This window comes from Rhizobium sp. O111 (assembly GCF_055616315.1).
In genome coordinates this window covers 139,658-156,933 of record NZ_JBSHXL010000005.1, presented here as the reverse complement: position 1 = coordinate 156,933, position 17,276 = coordinate 139,658, and the positions used below count along the sequence as shown (strand labels likewise).

The window sequence follows — 17,276 nt, the reverse complement described above, 5'->3', positions numbered from 1 at the left end:
AAATGGATCCCGTACAAACTGCAATCATGGCGAACCGGTTCAACGCGATCGTCGAAGAAGCATCCTCGACCCTTCAGCGTACGGCTCACACAACCTTCGTGAAGCTCGTTCAGGATTTCCAGTGCGCATTGGCAAATGCTGAGGGTGAAGCATTCGCCTACCCCGTAAATACCGGTGTCAGCGCCTTCATCGGACTGTCGGTCAAGGGCGGTCTCGGTGATATCCCAATTTCCTCCCTGAAGCCTGGAGACTGCATCATAACCAATGATCCATTCTCAAGCGACGGCATGGTCACCCATATGATGGATGTGTCGCTGGTGCATCCGATCTTCCGCGACGGCCGGCTCATAGCGCTGGCATGGGCCTTCGTGCATGCCTCAGACATCGGCGGCGCGGTTCCCGGAAGCATAGCGCCGACACTTACGGAAACATTTCAGGAGGGGCTGAGGCTCCGCCCCGTGCTTCTGTATCGCGAGGGAGTTCTCAACGAGGCCGTCAGAAACATTTTGCTCGATAACAGCCGCATCTCATCGGAGCTGTGGGGCGATATCCAAGCAATGTTCTCTGCTATGAAGAGCATGGATGTGCGTCTCGGCCAACTCTGTGATCGGTATTCGACGCAGGAAGTCATCGACGGGATGGATGCAACGCTCGCCCTATCAGAAGCGAGGGCCCGGGAGGTTATCGCCGAAATTCCCGACGGAATTTACGAGTTCGCCGACTACATTGAGGGTATGAAGGCCGGTGAATTCATCAATATCCATGCGAAGATGACGGTCACCGGCAGCGATTTACTGTTTGATTTTACCGGAACGGATCCTCAGGTCCTCGCAGCCTTCAACTATGTCACTGGCTCGACCACACATCCCTATACCCTGCAATCGCTAATCTACTATATCCTGACAAAGGCGCCAGACGCTCCCCGGAACCGTGGCCTTCTGCGGCCGGTCAAGATCATCGCTCCCCGCGGAACGATCATCAATGCGAACTTCCCAGCCGCCGGCGGATCACGCGTCACCGCGTCGACCCGCGTCTACGACGTTGTGCTTGGTTGCTTGAACGCCGCAATCCCCGGAGGACTGGCCGCAGCTGGCCCGGGTATGTCGGGGATCATCGTGGTCACCGGACGCGACCGTCTTCATGGCGGCAAGCGTGTGAGCGTGATCAATCCAATTTGCGGCGGCGGTGGCGGTAAAATAGGACACGACGGTATCGATGGCGTCGACAACCGGTCGGGCTCACTTTTGACCGTGCCGGCGGAGACTATCGAAGTCGAAACTATCATGCGCGTTCAACGATACGGCCTTGTCATCGACAGCCAGGCACCGGGTCGTTGGCGCAGCGGCGCCTCGGTGGTCCTGGATCTGGAGAACACCGACGTTGAGGCCGTCATGACGGTGCGCGGCATGGATCGGCTCAAATTCACTCCATGGGGTATCATGGGCGGCGAAGCCGGATCCCTCGCGCGCGTCATCGTCAACCCCGACACGAAGGATGAACGTGAGATCGGCAAGATTGACGTTCTCCACTTCAAGCGGGGTGACGTCGTCCGCCTGATCACTCCGGCGGGGGGCGGGTTTGGGCCAGCGTCAGAGAGAGATCCCGAGCTTGTGCTCGCGGACGTAAAGCGGGGCGTCGTCTCAGCTGAAAAAGCTCGCGCGGCCTACGGGGTGGTAATTCGCGATGACTTCACGATCGATATGAAGGCCACTGAGGCAGCCAGGTCGGCCATGATCAAGGGCAACAACCGATTCTCGCATTGTGAAACGCGACAGGCGTTCGACGCCATCTGGCCCATCGACGTCCGGGCTGCCCTGGCCGTCCGTTCTTTTGATTATGACGCTTCGGTCAGAGCAACCCTCGTACGCAATACGGTTTCGCGCTTCATCAAGGAAAGCAAAAGAGCGACGCTCGATTTAATCCCGAATGCACTCGCGGAGGAAAACCGGCTTTTGCAGCAATGACAGCTTAGCGGTGCGTCCATGACAACAACAGCGGAGAATAGCCAGCGACCATCGCCCATTGCCGAAACCAAAACACCTGGACGTAATTCTCGATCACAGGAGATGCGTCCCGCGTAGTGAAAACGATCTAACATCGTGAAGAAGAAAGGGGAATACAATGAGAATTCGTTCTTACGCATTGATCGTGAATCTACTTCTTGCCGGAGTCTGTATCGCACCGGCAGCAAAGGCGGCGGAGCCATCCGAAGGCAAAGCATATGAAAACAGCCAGGCGGCTTCGGGAATCACGAAGAGCGTCGAGCCAACCGAAAAACTGGCGAAGGCCGGCAAGATTGTCATGTGCACCGAACTCGGCAATCCCCCCGGCGGCTTCCTGGATGAAGACGGCGTCACGCCGAAAGGCTTCAATGTTGACGTAATGTCGGCGATTGGCCCGGCGATGGGTATCAAAACCGAAGTCGTCCACTATCCGTTCGCCAGTATCTTCGCTGCTTTGGACACGGGTAAATGCGATGCAGTCATGTCGAACAATTCGAAAAGTCTAGCTCGCGTCGCAAAATACAATTTCGTGGAGTACGTGCGCGAGCGGATGGGCCTCCTTGTCCCGAAAGGAAACCCCCTCAATATCAAGACTTACGAGGATCTTTCAGGACACCGCGTCGCGGTTCTGGTCTCGAGCACCAACGAACGCCTACTGAAGGAAGCCAACACCAAGGTCAGCGCCGAAGGCAAGCCACCGATCGAGATCCAGTCCTATCCGCAGAATACGGTCACGTTCCGGCAGCTCGATCTGAAACGTGTGGACGCTTTCGTGAGCGACGCGATGACACTCTCCTACTTCAAGAAGCTCACCGGCGATAAATATGAGATCGGCGGTCTACCGATCGACCCCCTCACCATCGGTATTGTGCTTCGCAAGGACGACCCTGCGCTGCAAGAAGCCGTACGCAAGGCTTATGTCTCTCTCTACGAAAGCGGCTATGTCGAGCAGGCCGCCAAGACCTGGGGCATGGACGGCCATGTCGAGCTTTGCCGCAACGACAAGCAGTGCCCATGATTTTCCGCAGATGCCCAACGCTCGATAGGTTCGAGTAGGTGTACACTCCTGGCCTGCCGCTTCGGCGGCAGCCCTCCGCGCAAGAGGTAAGGTCCTCGGCAACGGAACTCGAACACAATAAGAAACGGGGACATTATCGACATGCAGTTCGATATCGCCTTTTTCCTGGATTTTGTCTTCAATCCCCGGCCCGCCCTTCTGCGCGGTCTGCTCACGACGGTTCTGGTCGCGTTCGCGTCCATGGTCATCGGTGTGGTGTTGGGGCTTGTCTTGTCCCTGTTCGGACTATCACGATGGCGCGTGCTCCGCTGGTTCAACAGCGCCTACATCTTCGTGTTTCGCGGCACACCGCTCCTTGTGCAGGTCATTCTGATCTATTTCGGCCTCCCCTATCTGACGAATGTCGATCTTTTTCCGCAGGACGTGCATCTGTTCGGCTTCATTTCGATCAGCGGGGCGATTGTCGCGGGGGTGACCGCCTTCGCGCTCCATGAGGCGGCATACTTCAGCGAAATTTCTCGCGGCGCTATCGCTTCGGTCGACCATGGCCAGTGGGATGCCGGCAGGGCCGTCGGCATGACGCCGGGGCTTCTCATGCAGCGGATCATTCTGCCACAGGCAATTCGCATCATGTTGCCTCCACTTGGCAATCAGATGAACGGCATGTTCAAGGCGACATCGTTGCTGTACCTGATCGCGGTTCCAGAGATGCTGTTTATCACCGACGCAGTGAATTCAGTGACCTACAAAACCTTCGAGGTCTATCTCGGCGTATCGATCTACTACCTCGCGCTCACAACCGCTTGGAGCTTTCTCCAAGAAGCATTGGAGAAGCGTTATTCAAAGGGCTTCGTTTCGATATGACCTGGTCCGCACCCAATTCGGCGAGCGTAGTCGCTCGAACGCCACTCGGTCTCATGAAGGCGGCGAAGTTGCTCCGGGAGCTCAATCATGAACTTTGACCTGCACTATTTCCTCGAGCTGGTTTTCTCGCCACCACCGCAGCTTATATATGCTGTCTGGCTCACCGTCTCCGTCACTCTCACATCAATGGCGGTCGGGATCATTGCGGGACTGTTCCTGGCACTATTCGGACTGAGCCTGTATGGCGCGCTTAGAGGTTTCAACTGGCTTTACGTCTGGTTCTTCCGAGGAACTCCTATCCTCGTGCAGTTGTTTCTAATCTATTTTGGGCTGCCCTACCTGATCGGTGTTGACATCTTCCCGTCGACAATCACGACGCCGGCGTTTTCCATCAGCGGAGCGATTGTCGCTGGCATATTCGCATTCAGCTTGCACGAAGCAGCATATATGAGCGAGATCACGCGGGCCGGCATCCGATCGGTCGAGAAAGGACAAAGCGAGGCCGCACAGGCATTGGGCATGTTGCCGTCGTTGGCGATGCGCCGGATCATCCTCCCCCAGGCGCTTCGCATCATCCTCCCCTCGCTCGGAAACCAATGCAACATGATGTTCAAGACCACTGCGTTCCTGAGCGTCATCGCCGTTCCAGAACTCGTACACGTCGCCGACAGCCTGCGATCGCAAAACTTCAAGACCTTCGAAGTTTATGCGGCGATCTCCGTCTACTATCTCGTGCTGACCGGGGTGTGGACCGTCCTTCAACAATGGATCGAGAACCGGCTGTCCTGGAGTCCTCGCACTGCTGCGCGCGAGCCCGAGTCGAACGCCCCCAACCTGTTACAGATGGAAACCTGAAATGGCCGATCAATCCAAAGCCAGCGTGGCACCTGCCGTGGAACTCCGCGGCGTAAGCAAGTCGTTCGGTACCCTGAGCGTGTTCAAGAATGTTTCAATGACGGTCCAACCTAAGGAGACCGTTGTCGTCATCGGTCCGTCCGGCTCCGGCAAAACGACGCTTATCCGTTGTATCAATCATCTGGAGCAAATCCAGAGCGGTGAGATCTACCTGAATGGCGCACTTGTGAGCAACAAGCTCGCAGGCGGTAAAAAGGTCCCACTCAGCGAGAAGGAAAAGGCCGCAATCCGCAGGAATGTTGGCATGGTTTTCCAGCGCTTCAATCTATTTCCGCATCTGACCGCTCTGCAGAACATCATCGAGGCTCCCGTTCATGTTCTAAAGCGCCCGAGGCAAGAGGCGATCCAGGAAGGAATTGCCCTGCTGGAGCGCGTCGGATTGGCCGATAAGCGAGATCAGTATCCCGCGCAACTCTCGGGTGGCCAGCAGCAGCGTGTAGCAATTGCTCGCGTTCTCGCGATGAAGCCCGAGATTGTTCTTTTTGACGAGCCGACCAGCGCACTTGATCCGGAAATGGTCGGCGAAGTTCTCTCTGTCATGAAAGAACTCGCCGGCAAGGGCATGACCATGATCGTCGTCACTCACGAAATGGGTTTCGCACGAGAGGTGGCCGACCGAGTCGTTGTGATGGATAAGGGCTCCATCATTGAACAGGGGCCACCAGAGCAGATTTTTGGTCGCCCCCAAAACGCTCGCACGGCCGAATTCCTGGAGCGAATCTCCTAAACAGTTGGCGAATTACGGCCGGCGTCTCCGCTAGGTGCCCAAGACATGGCCTGTTTTCTTCATTTCCAAGGCGCACAAGTCCGAACATTGTCATGTCCATAACAGCCGAGCTTTCCGACTTCATCGCCCATGTGCGGGAAGTGCCTCAGTCTGTGTCCGAGCGCGCAAAGATCCATGTGGCCGACACACTCGCTTGCATATATGCTGGCACGGCGTCTCGGCCTGTAGAAATTCTCGTTGCAGTATGCGCACCAGGGAACGATCGGGAGGGCATTCCCGTCCCTGGTCTAGGTTGCTGGAGCGATCCTGCACTGGCGGCTCTTCTGACCGGCACCTGCGCGCATGCAGACGACTTTGATGATACGAGCGAGTTCTCGATGAATGGCCATCCGAGTGCCCCGATCGTCAGTGCGCTGCTGCCGACGGCCTTCGAAACGCAAGCGAGCGGCCGGGCATTCCTGCGGTCCTATGCAGTCGGGATCGAGATCGCCTGCAAGCTTGGCATCGCAGTGGGCAGCGCACATACGCGCCAAGGGTGGCATACGATGTCGACGCTCGGGACTCTCGCAGCTGCCGGCGCTGCGGCCAACTTGCGTGGCCTCGACGCGCGCCAAACGGAGCACGCACTCGCGATCGCGTGCTCCTTTGCCGGGGGCATCCTTGGCAACACCGGAACGATGACGAAGAGTTTGCATTGCGGCCGGGCCGCTCAAGCTGGCTTCCTTGCTGCAAAGCTGGCAGAAAGCGACTTCACGGCCGGATCTGGCATCCTTGAGGCACCATCCGGTTTCCTGGATGCATTCACAGGCGGATCAGCAGCAACGTTGCCAGCTCTCGGCAACCCTTGGGAACTTGTTACCCCCGGCCTTGCAGTAAAGCTTTATCCTTGCTGCAGCTGCACCCATCTTGCAATTGATGGCGCATTGACGATCCGAGCGCTGTCTGGTTTCGACATCAAAGCGATCGAACGGATCAACTGTTTCGTCCGCGACGAGTGCATCCGCTATCTGCGCTTTCCGAAGCCGAGAACGGGAATCGAGGCGAAGTTCAGCATGAACTATACGGTGGCGACCGCCCTGCTCCAAGGCGAGTTAACGCTGAACGATTTTGAAACGAACGCCATCGCACATGAGGACGTTTCCGAGCTATTGGTCAAGGTGGCGATGTTCGCGCGGAGTGAGGATTCGGACAACCCCGACATCGAAGTGGTCTTCCTGGACGGAAAGCGACTGGCCGAGCGGCGGCGTGTGCCGCGAGGGGCGCCCGACGATCCAGCCGGATGGGAGGAAATCACCAGGAAACTGGCGGGAGGCATTTCCCGCGCAAGGCAGTCGAGGGTGGCCGATTTCGGAAAGCATGTTTGGGCGATCCGTGATCTGGACAAGGCAACCCGGTTGTCCGATATCTTTTCAGCATAGGGTCTCCAGAGCTCGCGCAAGGTTCTGATGCGCACATTCATCCGAGGTTAGTATGCCCAAGATCGACTTTCCGCATCTGGCAGCTTTCGTTGTCAGTTGCGACAGTCCAACGATGGCGCATGCGGCCGCGAAGCTTGGTCTCACACCATCGGCATTGAGTGCCAAGCTCAGCACGCTCGAAGCCCAGATTGGAGTGACGCTTTTTGGTCGCAAAGGGCGTAACTCCTTTCCGCTACGCTCGGCGGTCTGGCTGTACAATCGCAGTGTTCGTCTCCTCCTTGCCGAGGAATATTTGAGTCATGCCAAACTTGGCGGCAGCGCGGCGCCTTCGGCGCCCGTCATCCTCAAATTAGACGTTGACTATACCTGGACAGCAATTTCCTACGCTGTAATCACGGCGATCCGCCGCTTCCATTCCAAACCCGACCACCCTTATGTAGACTTGATCTTCACGGGTACTGGCGCCTTCGGAATGCAGAACGGTCCCAGCCATCTTCTGTCAGACGCGGTGCCACTCGGGCAGCTCAAGATCCAACATACCATCGGTACTGGGGTATCCGGACCTTCTGTTGTCGTTGCTCCAGACCATTGGACGAGGCTGACCCATACGGTTGGGGAGCGACCCGAGCGTGGTGACATTGCTCCAAAAACCGAAATTCCCGATCTGCCGGGTACACTGCAAAGCGACACGAAATTCGACCGCTCCAGCGGTATCGCGACATCACGGATTTCCACCACCGATCGAAGTCTGCAGGATCTCCGAGGGCTCATCGACGACATCCGCAAGTCGGATCTACTTCTGCCCCAACTGACTGTACCCCAGCGTCTTCGCATCCAGGGCATCACTGCGGTTCCGGTAATTCGCAGTCCGTCGTGCTGCGTGACCGCAGAGCTCTCTAACGACCATGAACTTCTGTTAAATCTGCTAAATGATGTCCGCAAAGGCGTCGAGGCCCCTTCGGGCTGGTCCGAAGCCACGAATTTCCATCCCAAGGTTAGCCTGAAGCAGATTTCTACCGTGAATCGTGTGGTGCAGACCGGCAGCATGGCGAGCGCTGCCCGCGTCGCCGGACGGACTGCTCCGATGATACCGGCCCAGCTTGAACAGATCGAATATGCGCTCGGGACAAGGCTTATCGACCGGAAGAAGACCGGTTCTGAACCGACCGATGATGCTGAAAGGCTGCATTCGCTGTTTGTCGGCGTTGAGAGGGCTTTCAACGACACTCTGGGCGAACGAAGCCACATAGCTGCGGCCTTTGAACAATCAATTCGGATTGCGTTACCGGTGAGTTGGAGCGCAGATTCCTTGACGTCCGAATGCATGGCCGTGGCGCTTAGCGCATTTCACAATGAATTTCCGAACTGCCAAATCGAGGTTGTGGAGGGCCCTCGACATGTACTGCATCATGGCGTTCTAACCGGCCGTTTCAATATTGCTGTCGTTGGTAGGATCGATCCGCAAGTAGGCTCTCTACTAATTGGCCGCAGCGAAGACGTCGTCCTGATCGTCAATAGGAAGCTGAATTTTGCGCCTCAGGCCGAGAGAGTTTCGGCAGACGAGCTGAGGAGCATCCCGCTCCTTCTGGCACCTTCACAGCTCACAATGCATCAAACTCTTCTGACGGCACTTGCGAAGTCTACTGTGCAGCTCGAGCCGGTAATGCGGTTGGGTTCGGTACCTCTGATCGTCTCGGTTTTGCGTCGTTCACCTCTTGGCACGATCTTGCCAGCGTCGGTGATGATCAAGGAGATCGAGGCAGGGATCGTGGACACGTTCTCTCTCGACCATTTAGTCCCGCCGCGGCGACTATGGGCAATATTCTCCACCTCCACGCCGCTTAACGAGACTGAACGTGCTTTGATCAGCCACGTAAAGGAAGCGTTTCAGGAGGCTAATTCATCCAACGGCAGAGTTGTACCTTAACTTATAGAGGGTACAGCCTGCGACAGCTTCGCGCGTTACAGCACATGAGCTGGTGGTGAGGACAATGCGCTTAGCGGCTCACAACGGGGCAAGGTCAGCGCGCCCGACGCATGTCTACACGATCGATTATGTTGCTTCGCTGATCGGCGAGAACCTCGAACTCCTCCAGGAAATCGCCAGCAACTCAGACAATATCGATTACGGCGAGATGATCCATGCCCATGACGGCAGCCAAGAGGGCGTCACGACCTTCACCGACCGGGGCATCGAGAGCTTAAAGGAATTCCTCGCCGGTATCCGCACCTGCGAGGGCGGTGTCCGGCAATTCCGCGTCGATGAGCAATGTGATCCCGAAAGGATCGAACGCATCATGGCAGACGAGCCGAGATCATAAACCCCGCGGCCTACGCCGGATGGATACGGCTCATCGGCAAGGTAGGTCCTCGTAGCCATATGTCGCTGCAGACCCGTGCAGAGACAACCTCTCAAATCAGGCAAGCGCGGAGCAATGTTAATGAACTGACGAACTGACGAACTGACGAACTGACGAACTGACGAACTGACGAACTGACGAACTGACGAACTGACGAACTGACGAACTGACGAACTGACGAACTGACGAACTGACGAACTAGACAAGGGGATATATCCTGTCAAATAACAATCTCATGTTAGGTAATAATATCACCCAATCAACGCGGCCACGCAATTAACCTGGTGGGCCCCTGCAATTATAGTTACGTGGGCGGCCCGCCCAATATTTAGAAGGCCCACCCAGATTTCGGCGAAATTGCTCCATACCTTTTTCCACTATAAGTATCGTGCCTGCCCACCCTGCAATCCCACCCTTTCCTAACATCATCTATTTGCTTCCACCTTCTTGTTCATAACACATGGCCTGCAGGCAAGTCGCTCCCGACCTCCGACAGCTCGTTGCAGAGATCACGCTTTCAACAAAGGCAATCCTCCATATCGAGCCGAAGGAGCTTCATGATATCCGGACCGGCACCTTCGCGGTCGGGACAAACAACCAATACTTCACGAACCTCGACTTCGTGAACGGCATGCTGCGCGACCAGTCGATGTACACGTGGTATCCGTTGCTGCTGACGTTCCAGGATGAGCGATTTACCCTCGAGCAGTGCTGCGCACTCGTGCACCGCTTTGACTACGCATACAGCAACTATCTGCGCTACAGCGGCTTGCAGGAAATGGGCGCTTTTGCCGAAGCGATCACCAAATATCTTCCGACGGCTGGTAGCCGCGACGAGGCGGTTGAGGCCGTCAAGGCGTTCCTGGGTTACCTCAACCGTTTGGCCGCCTGGTCATTCCATTACTTCCCTTGGAGCATCGGAAAACATCTCACTTACGAGACCCCGGAAGGTTCCATCGCGGCCCTGGCCGATCCCTCTCGGCGTGTTCAGATCCGCGACGGTCAAAAGGTACGGCTTACCTGGGAGCCGCTGGGCATCAGCGTCATTGCCTATCTCGCGACGAAGGAAAACCCCGAACTCTGCAACGACCTTATTCAAGCTCTGCCCTTCACGGTTGTTCAGGACCATGCCGTTGTCAGCGGTGAATCCATGTACGCGTGGGCGCCTGTCGTGAGCACCGCAAAGGTTAACGTCAAGGAACGGCAGTGCGATGCTCCGGTCGGCCGTATCCGCTATTCCCAGGGCACCGGCAACAAGGTCATCGTCCAGTATGGTGAAGTCACCGAAGATATTGCGACACCGGTTCTCGGTGAGATCCTGCCGGAGTATGCCGACGATATCTATAAGGTTGGTCGCGCTGTTCTGGAAGCCACCTTCCTGACTAAGGAGCTGTTTTTTCTCAAGATGGAGCCCACCAGTTAGGGCCCGCCCAAGGCGACTAAGCTATGAGGACGATCTCGCCTTCTGGCAAGTCTATCCTTGGCTCATAAATATCCTACGGTGTCATCTTTCTCCTGCGACGTTTGTATTATGTTTGTATTATGTTTGTATTTTCATAATTGTTTGTAACTGAATAAAGTGTTTTAATTTATTTCCCTCTTGCTTTACTCTAAACTTAATTATGTTAATAACAATTCTTATATAACGATCAATCATTATTAATACCAAATTTAGCTATTACATCATACGATCAGACTCCATAACATGTTACACAGATAAAACACACTAGTTTCAAAAAAATAGACTCTTTCCAGCACATACAATCTCTTCATACTTAAAAAACATATCGCTCTGATCCTCTGGCTGACGCTGCCGGGTAAAGACATCGAAGGGGCCACACTCGCCGTCCACTGTGCGCACCGATATCTCACCGGTCTTCTCAAAACAATTGCTGGGGAGGAACGCCACGAAATAGTCGCAACAAGCAGATTGAAGAGATCCAGATGCAGGACCTCCACAAACAATGGAGTTAAGTTTCTCAAACGCCTCGGCCCTTGTAACCCCAGGCAGGTATGGTGGAAGCGAAGTAATTTTCGCGACTGAATTGCTGTTGCAAACGAGGATGCGATTCTTTACACACAAGTCTGCTATTGGTTCATCCATATACATAAAAAGAAGCTTGTCGACCGTCACAGATTGATCGAGATCCGCCACCGCGTAACCGTTGCTTTTCCAGAAGTCGAGATCATCGCGGTAGTCCCGTAGCGCCGCCTCAAGCTCGGCCCTCACATCCGGACCCAGGACTGTAACGAGAGAAATGCCTTCCAATTGACGCTCCAACTCATCTGCCATGCTCATGCTTTAGCAGGATTAGTGCTTTGTGCCTCCAGCTGTAAATTCTCTTCTGATCACTTTAGAGCAGCTGGAACCTATTTAAACACCTGGCCTCCTCCTTGTTGATTTCTGTGAACTTTTCGAGATGCGAAATAGATAAAAAATGAAATAAAATCTCAACCGGGCGTATCCGAATCTGTCAACTTGACTTTATTGGGGAGAGAACCTCTCACAAAGCATCATAATCAAAGCAGCCACACTTTCGATATTAGTGGAAGTTATTGGTGGTCTCGCAGCTCAGCCAATCAGGTAAGGATATAGTGAAGCGATGGATTCGATATGCTAGAAAAGGAACCACTCCATTAGCAATCGAGTGGCATCCGCGTCAGCCTCTCGTGCCCAACCCAATTTCAATGCTTTTTGGATATTATTGACTGTCCTAGTGGACTGCCATTTTTGAAGGCTCTTCTTCCGCCACGGGATTATATTCCATTTCCACTAAACTCTCTTTTGAATATTAAATTTGGCCTCAATCGAGATCGGTTGGAGATCAATGCTATAAAGATAGGTTTCAAGGAATTGGAAAACATGTTGAGGATGTCCTGTTGATTGGGCGCCGATAGTCAGGACGGCATGCTCACCGCTCACGCGATTCCAGTAACTCCCTTAGCAGCTGTCATGCTCACCGCCGTCTGCCGACGGGCAAATATGTTCTTCTGCCACCCTCGCTTGAAAAAGGTGCGCTACCGTTGTTCAGCAACCTTCCCAATGGTTATGCTCAACGAAAGCTACAACAAGAAGCACAAGGTCCGTTACAAGCCACCCGCCTTGAGCCCCCTGCGACCGCATTGTCCGGCAAGGTCGTCGTGCTCGTCACCTCGACGCCAGTCAATTTGGAACACCTGAGCTTAGCTTCGGTGCTACCGGCAAGTCACTCAACTTGGCTACAATCTGCGTGCTCTCTCAAACTCTGTCTGTATTATTTACGTATAACTGGCCAGCGGATATCCCAATAAACGCTGTATCCACCGTCTTTGTTATCACGTTGTACCCTTTGATATGTTATCAGATATTAAATAAATAATTTTAACACTATATTACTTCAATAAGCACACGGCACTGCAATGCGATTGATTACCCAAAAATATATATCATGATCATTTAACTACCCATCGAGCGCACACAGCGCTTATATTATAGATATTCAAAATATAACATATTTTACAATAGCACTTGATATCATCATCCCGTTATTTTAACACAATAACGTAACCGACACACGGGAGAACAAGCGAAACATGCATGATCTTAAGTCATGTAAGATAATACGAAATATAATCGAAACTCCCGTTGGATCAGCGGTGCACTGCCTATTCCAACAGGACCTTGCCAATTGCCAGTATGGCCTCATAAGCTAAGGGCCCCTCCAGTTGTCTGCTATAAATCTTGCAAAGGCCTTCGCCGCCATTTTTGGTGACAATTTCACAGCTCTGATAGTCGAAATTTTCATCTGGCAAGATCGCCACAAAATAATCCATGTCTGTTGGATTCCGGTACCCTCCTCCCGAAATGGAATTGTGGATCTCCCTTAAAGCAGCGAGTGAGACATTTGTCTGATAGGGAGGAACGACGCACGATATCAGATCTCCCTCCAAATGCTCCTCGCACACGAGATGCTTGTTCTCCTTGCAGGCTTTAGCCACGGCCAGGGAGGTAAAGACGAAGGACAGAGGATACTTGAACCCGGCCGGATGCAGCCCCATTTCTGCATTGTTGACATGGACTGCCTCCATATGAGCCACACGCTCAGTTGCAGATGGTATATAGTACTTTAACGTCTCTGTTTGTGCAGCCTTGTAGGTTTCCACCACATTAACAAGCTGAGCCTTCAGTCGAGTGGGCTCCTTGATCAAACGAAAATCATCGACATGAAGCCGTTGAGAGCTACCACCGAAATAACGAGCCATTCAACTGCCACTTTAGGTTAACTTGGAAAAATGCATGGGAAGCAGAGGTATTTAAAGGTGCTTGGTCACTAGTGTCAGCAACGCAAATTATCTGACTTATGAACTTTTCTTCCGATTATTACTCCAAGGCCACATTGTTTGTAAAACGTTTTCCATTTGCTACAGAAATTATTGAACAATCATGAAGGCGACACTTTGGCGTATTGCGGCTATTTCGTTCAAATAATCAAGGATTAAAAGTCTTTCCTCTGACTTCTGGTTTCTTTATGTTGAATTTGCTATGTGACTTTTTAGAGTGGGCTAATTTTCTTGTCTTTATTATCAGTTTTCAAGGAGAACGAGTTTGCCTAGTTTAAACATGTGGGCACTTCTATCGAGATATTGATAGCTAAGTTTGACAAATTAATCATCTATTGCGGCATTGCGGGCCAGCTTCGGTCATATATTGCGGCTATGTGAACTATTTTCTTTAATACACAAATAATTAAAAACATAAATGGAAAAAGTGATAACCAAATTTCGAACAGGCAGGTTTCATTTCAAGCAAACAACCCATCCATCGGAACCAAAAAAGAACAAGTGCATCCATGGCGCAGGTTACATCAACCAGATCCATGAGTTTATTACATTTATATTTCTAGCGTGAAACAGGTACCACCTCCAGCCTCTGGGCACCGTCAGAACAGCTACTGCCATCACTCCATTCCAAATTTGCATTCGCCATGCCTCACCAACGCACCAGGTTCGAGCCTGAGCTGGTTGCTGGCATAAAGGTCGAAGGTCAGAGACTTTCCCTTTGTTGAAGTTAGTTCCATCTGCCCATCCAGCTTGACGAAGTACCCGGGGACAGAAAGTGCGGCGAAGTAGGCGCTCCGGATAACATCCTCGTATCCAAAGAATCCTGATGCCTGCCTAAGCCCCCTGCACACCTCACCGAGACTTACATCTTTCTGGTATGGTGGAAGATTGGTGATGAGCGCGCCGTGCGTGGAATTGTAGGGCAAAGACCCTCCATAAAAGCATCGCATCATCGTCGGGCAATCGACGTAGAGGTACAGTATCCCAGGGTCTTGGCGACCGCCCTCTTCGTCAACATCCATCGACTGGCCCTCACCCGGCTCCGTCAGGGGGGTCCGCTCCTTTGAGGCGCTCTGGATGTGTTTCTTTAGCTCATCGCTGGACGATACGTCGCCTACCTTAAGACTGGAAAAGAGAGCACATAGGTCAAATTCCGCCATGTTAGCAAAGTAGGAAACAATAGTGGCGTGCACCCAGAACTGGAAGCACCATTCCCTTTATAGATGCTTTTGCTTATATGAGTTGAATATCAGTTAGGTATAGCTGCAAAACCCAATATTCATAAATTATACGACTATCGATGTTCCACGTCTCACATTTGTAAAATAATTATAGACCGGCACGTGTCTGTACTTAAAATGGCCTTTAAGGGTTTTGCATCTTTGCAAAAGCACGAGTGGGAATAGGTTCTGCTGTCCAATAATGGTGTCACATCGTCAATAGCATCTTTCTTTTTCCTTTAATTATGGTCGCACGCGCCTACCTTTATTTATGCTGCGAAAAGGCACTACTTTTTCAACCTGTGCACCACGTTAGGCCTGTCTGCACCACACAGGTGTCGCTTTTCCATGGGATCTCATTCAAAGCACTTAACTAGCCACGATTCCTTCTTTTAGATAAATGCTATTTCGGCCCATTTTGATTTTTGGGCTCTAAAACGATTGATGGGCTTCAAATCTAAAACTTGTATCAGTATGGCACTTATAGCAAGATCCGAATGGACTGGTTGCCTGGCGTGGCAATATTAAGTCGTATAGGTCCAAATTGTATTTAAGATTACACTTGCTATATAATCCACATTTTATTGGCATAAGAGTAATTGCGTAATTGAAATAAATTATTTGTATGAGCAGACATATGCAATTTCAAAATATACCACATACATCAATAGAATTTATGATATTATCGGCAATAACTACACGTAGCGGCAATAATTACATCTTAATTATAAATAGCATCGAGAGTGCAACCATCAACAAGTTGCCCGTGCAGCTTTCACGAAACCCAATATTCGGCAAACTTTAAGCTCTACCCCACCCCTCCCCATTTCAGGTATCTTTTAGATACACTTTCACTAAAGCCAAACAAAAAAGACAAAAATGCTAGCCCACTACTATGACCTCGTGACCAATCAAGCAGGCATTATTTTTCGCTTGATCCAGGTTTTAAGGCCGCCATGTCCGAGCATCGATTTTGATGCGATGGTGATTATTGCCAGATTGCCTCTGGCTTTCCCGACCGGAAACTGTGGCTGATTGATGCCACTTGCCGGCGGCGTACTTTAAATGGCACTGAACTTGCCGTTATTCCACAGTTATCCCCAACCTCACATCACAATGCCTCCTCGATTACTATTCCTTCAACGCTTTCAACCACGAGATCTCACAAAAGCCTGGAACCAGCTTAACTTGTTCAATGAGATCCAATTTGCATTTTTAATCTATAGCCAAGTCTATAGCAAAACTCTCATGGATTTCCAGAAAAGGTGGGCCCAAGGCGTGCTTGATTTGGAGGAAAACCGTCCGCCGGTGGTCATACTTAAACAACTGGCCCATCTTCTAAAAAACAAAGTATGTTATCATCCCCCCATGCTTGTCGATCAACCGGATTTGGCCAGAGAAAACGACCGACATGTATTTGTCTATCTATCTCGCGAGAAGATGCAGAAAGTACTGGAGGAAAAATCCATCACGTTTGGATTAGAGGCCGTGCTGGCGACCACGATGCAACCCTATCGTAGCGACCTCGCCCTCCAGGAGATGGTCCGTGCTCACAACATTGCTTGGCCGCACCGCCGCGTGGAAGAACCTGATCTGGAAGGTTTTATCGCCATTTTTGCAAGTACCTTGTTCATTCACCTGCTGGAGTTAAAAGTGACAAATGTGTACGGCAGGGAGGTAGCCTGCACCTTCTTCGTGCGGCAAGGCACTGGAAACCGCTCCTATGACGTCATTGCTTGCGGCATCACACAGTTCACCAAAAATGCTGGCGTGATGCCACGACCGGCGGTACCGTCACCGGAGCCAGACCTCACCCTGCGGCTCTCGGGACCCAACCAGAAACGTGAAGAGGGTGATATGAAGCCTGCTATAGTAAATCTGAAGAAAGAAACCTCGGCGACTTGAGGTCCCCTGCAGGCCACCTTTAACTATAAGTTTGGTAGGATTTCTATGTTTTCCGGCGTAGCCCCTATGCTCCTGTTAGGAGTTGTGTAGCGTACGCCACGATGTATTTTACTTGTGTTGAAATAAATTATTACAGCATTATTTCTGCCGCCAATTTTCAGAAAATAGGCAAATCATTTCGATATTTATAGAGATCTCACACAATACTGATAATGCTTTTACATTGATATTGTTACAAAGGCGCCTTAACAGACAATAATATTCCAAACATTACAAATCGCCATAGAGAGACGTTAAAGTACTATATAGAAAATTAAAAACAATCGCACGGTGGCTCGCAACTTATTGTACCAACGAGAAAATAGCCGACATCATCTCCGGCGGCGAGATGAATCGAAATTATAGAGCCACGTGCGTATTAATCCCGTAGGTTTGTTTAGAACTGCGTATTAACCCCGTAGGTCTGAATATTCCGGTCCAGCGACAAAGCGTCCCCTCGTGGCAATTCCGTGATCATTGACCATCA

The 17,276-nt window shown here is 51.9% G+C and carries 13 protein-coding genes; 10 read left to right on the top strand and 3 right to left on the bottom strand.

The genetic code is table 11. The annotated features are described in order from the left end of the window. Positions 1-2 precede the first annotated feature (2 nt). The 9 genes from ACVTFQ_RS33660 (at position 3) to ACVTFQ_RS33620 (ending at position 10,728) form a co-directional block, all read left to right on the top strand. Positions 3-1,964 (top strand): hydantoinase B/oxoprolinase family protein, encoded by a 1,962-nt coding sequence (locus ACVTFQ_RS33660; RefSeq protein ID WP_077768164.1) that lies wholly within the window; start codon positions 3-5, stop codon positions 1,962-1,964. A gap of 157 nt (positions 1,965-2,121) precedes the next feature. Beyond that, positions 2,122-3,021 carry an ABC transporter substrate-binding protein gene (locus ACVTFQ_RS33655; protein ID WP_012475921.1) on the top strand — a complete coding sequence of 300 codons (900 nt, stop codon included), beginning with the start codon at positions 2,122-2,124 and terminating at the stop codon, positions 3,019-3,021. 141 nt (positions 3,022-3,162) lie between these two features. Next, a complete protein-coding gene (locus tag ACVTFQ_RS33650; RefSeq protein WP_012475920.1) occupies positions 3,163-3,885 on the top strand; it encodes an amino acid ABC transporter permease in 723 nt (240 codons plus the stop codon). An 87-nt stretch (positions 3,886-3,972) separates the two neighbouring features. Then, entirely contained in the window at positions 3,973-4,740 is a 768-nt protein-coding gene (locus ACVTFQ_RS33645) for an amino acid ABC transporter permease (RefSeq protein ID WP_012475919.1), read from the top strand. Position 4,741: 1 nt separating this feature from the next. Continuing rightward, positions 4,742-5,527, top strand: a complete 786-nt coding sequence (locus tag ACVTFQ_RS33640; protein ID WP_077768165.1) for an amino acid ABC transporter ATP-binding protein — start codon at positions 4,742-4,744, stop codon at positions 5,525-5,527. A 92-nt stretch (positions 5,528-5,619) separates the two neighbouring features. Continuing rightward, on the top strand, positions 5,620-6,945 hold the full coding sequence (locus tag ACVTFQ_RS33635; protein ID WP_077768166.1) for an MmgE/PrpD family protein: 1,326 nt from the start codon (positions 5,620-5,622) through the stop codon (positions 6,943-6,945). Between the two features lie 52 nt (positions 6,946-6,997). Then, positions 6,998-8,872, top strand: coding sequence for a LysR family transcriptional regulator (locus ACVTFQ_RS33630; RefSeq protein ID WP_077768167.1), 1,875 nt, complete (start codon positions 6,998-7,000; stop codon positions 8,870-8,872). A gap of 64 nt (positions 8,873-8,936) precedes the next feature. Beyond that, positions 8,937-9,266: a hypothetical protein gene (locus tag ACVTFQ_RS33625; RefSeq protein WP_077768168.1), complete on the top strand. Its 330-nt coding sequence runs from the start codon at positions 8,937-8,939 to the stop codon at positions 9,264-9,266. Positions 9,267-9,765: 499 nt separating this feature from the next. After that, positions 9,766-10,728 (top strand): cucumopine synthase-related protein, encoded by a 963-nt coding sequence (locus ACVTFQ_RS33620; protein ID WP_032489816.1) that lies wholly within the window; start codon positions 9,766-9,768, stop codon positions 10,726-10,728. A gap of 309 nt (positions 10,729-11,037) precedes the next feature. On the opposite strand, the gene ACVTFQ_RS33615 is transcribed toward ACVTFQ_RS33620, so the two are convergent. The 3 genes from ACVTFQ_RS33615 to ACVTFQ_RS33605 all read right to left on the bottom strand — a co-directional run bounded on the left by ACVTFQ_RS33615 (position 11,038) and on the right by ACVTFQ_RS33605 (position 14,647). Further along, entirely contained in the window at positions 11,038-11,598 is a 561-nt protein-coding gene (locus ACVTFQ_RS33615) for a RolB family protein (protein ID WP_161596389.1), read from the bottom strand. A 1,352-nt stretch (positions 11,599-12,950) separates the two neighbouring features. Next, complete coding sequence (locus ACVTFQ_RS33610) at positions 12,951-13,547, bottom strand: RolB family protein (RefSeq protein ID WP_077768172.1); 597 nt, start codon at positions 13,545-13,547, stop codon at positions 12,951-12,953. Positions 13,548-14,242: 695 nt separating this feature from the next. Beyond that, on the bottom strand, positions 14,243-14,647 hold the full coding sequence (locus ACVTFQ_RS33605; protein ID WP_161596388.1) for a RolB family protein: 405 nt from the start codon (positions 14,645-14,647) through the stop codon (positions 14,243-14,245). 1,263 nt (positions 14,648-15,910) lie between these two features. Between ACVTFQ_RS33605 and ACVTFQ_RS33600 the strand changes: the two genes are divergently transcribed. Further along, entirely contained in the window at positions 15,911-16,750 is an 840-nt protein-coding gene (locus tag ACVTFQ_RS33600; protein WP_077768174.1) for a RolB family protein, read from the top strand. The last annotated feature ends 526 nt before the right edge of the window (positions 16,751-17,276 follow it).

Coding starts and splice junctions, on each gene's coding strand:
- ACVTFQ_RS33635 (WP_077768166.1), top strand. CDS start 5,620: ATGTCCATAACAGCCGAGCTTTCCGACTTCATCGCCCATGTGCGGGAA.
- ACVTFQ_RS33660 (WP_077768164.1), top strand. CDS start 3: ATGGATCCCGTACAAACTGCAATCATGGCGAACCGGTTCAACGCGATC.
- ACVTFQ_RS33605 (WP_161596388.1), bottom strand. CDS start 14,647: ATGGATGTTGACGAAGAGGGCGGTCGCCAAGACCCTGGGATACTGTAC.
- ACVTFQ_RS33650 (WP_012475920.1), top strand. CDS start 3,163: ATGCAGTTCGATATCGCCTTTTTCCTGGATTTTGTCTTCAATCCCCGG.
- ACVTFQ_RS33640 (WP_077768165.1), top strand. CDS start 4,742: ATGGCCGATCAATCCAAAGCCAGCGTGGCACCTGCCGTGGAACTCCGC.
- ACVTFQ_RS33610 (WP_077768172.1), bottom strand. CDS start 13,547: ATGGCTCGTTATTTCGGTGGTAGCTCTCAACGGCTTCATGTCGATGAT.
- ACVTFQ_RS33645 (WP_012475919.1), top strand. CDS start 3,973: ATGAACTTTGACCTGCACTATTTCCTCGAGCTGGTTTTCTCGCCACCA.
- ACVTFQ_RS33630 (WP_077768167.1), top strand. CDS start 6,998: ATGCCCAAGATCGACTTTCCGCATCTGGCAGCTTTCGTTGTCAGTTGC.
- ACVTFQ_RS33655 (WP_012475921.1), top strand. CDS start 2,122: ATGAGAATTCGTTCTTACGCATTGATCGTGAATCTACTTCTTGCCGGA.
- ACVTFQ_RS33620 (WP_032489816.1), top strand. CDS start 9,766: ATGGCCTGCAGGCAAGTCGCTCCCGACCTCCGACAGCTCGTTGCAGAG.
- ACVTFQ_RS33625 (WP_077768168.1), top strand. CDS start 8,937: ATGCGCTTAGCGGCTCACAACGGGGCAAGGTCAGCGCGCCCGACGCAT.
- ACVTFQ_RS33600 (WP_077768174.1), top strand. CDS start 15,911: ATGGCACTGAACTTGCCGTTATTCCACAGTTATCCCCAACCTCACATC.
- ACVTFQ_RS33615 (WP_161596389.1), bottom strand. CDS start 11,598: ATGGCAGATGAGTTGGAGCGTCAATTGGAAGGCATTTCTCTCGTTACA.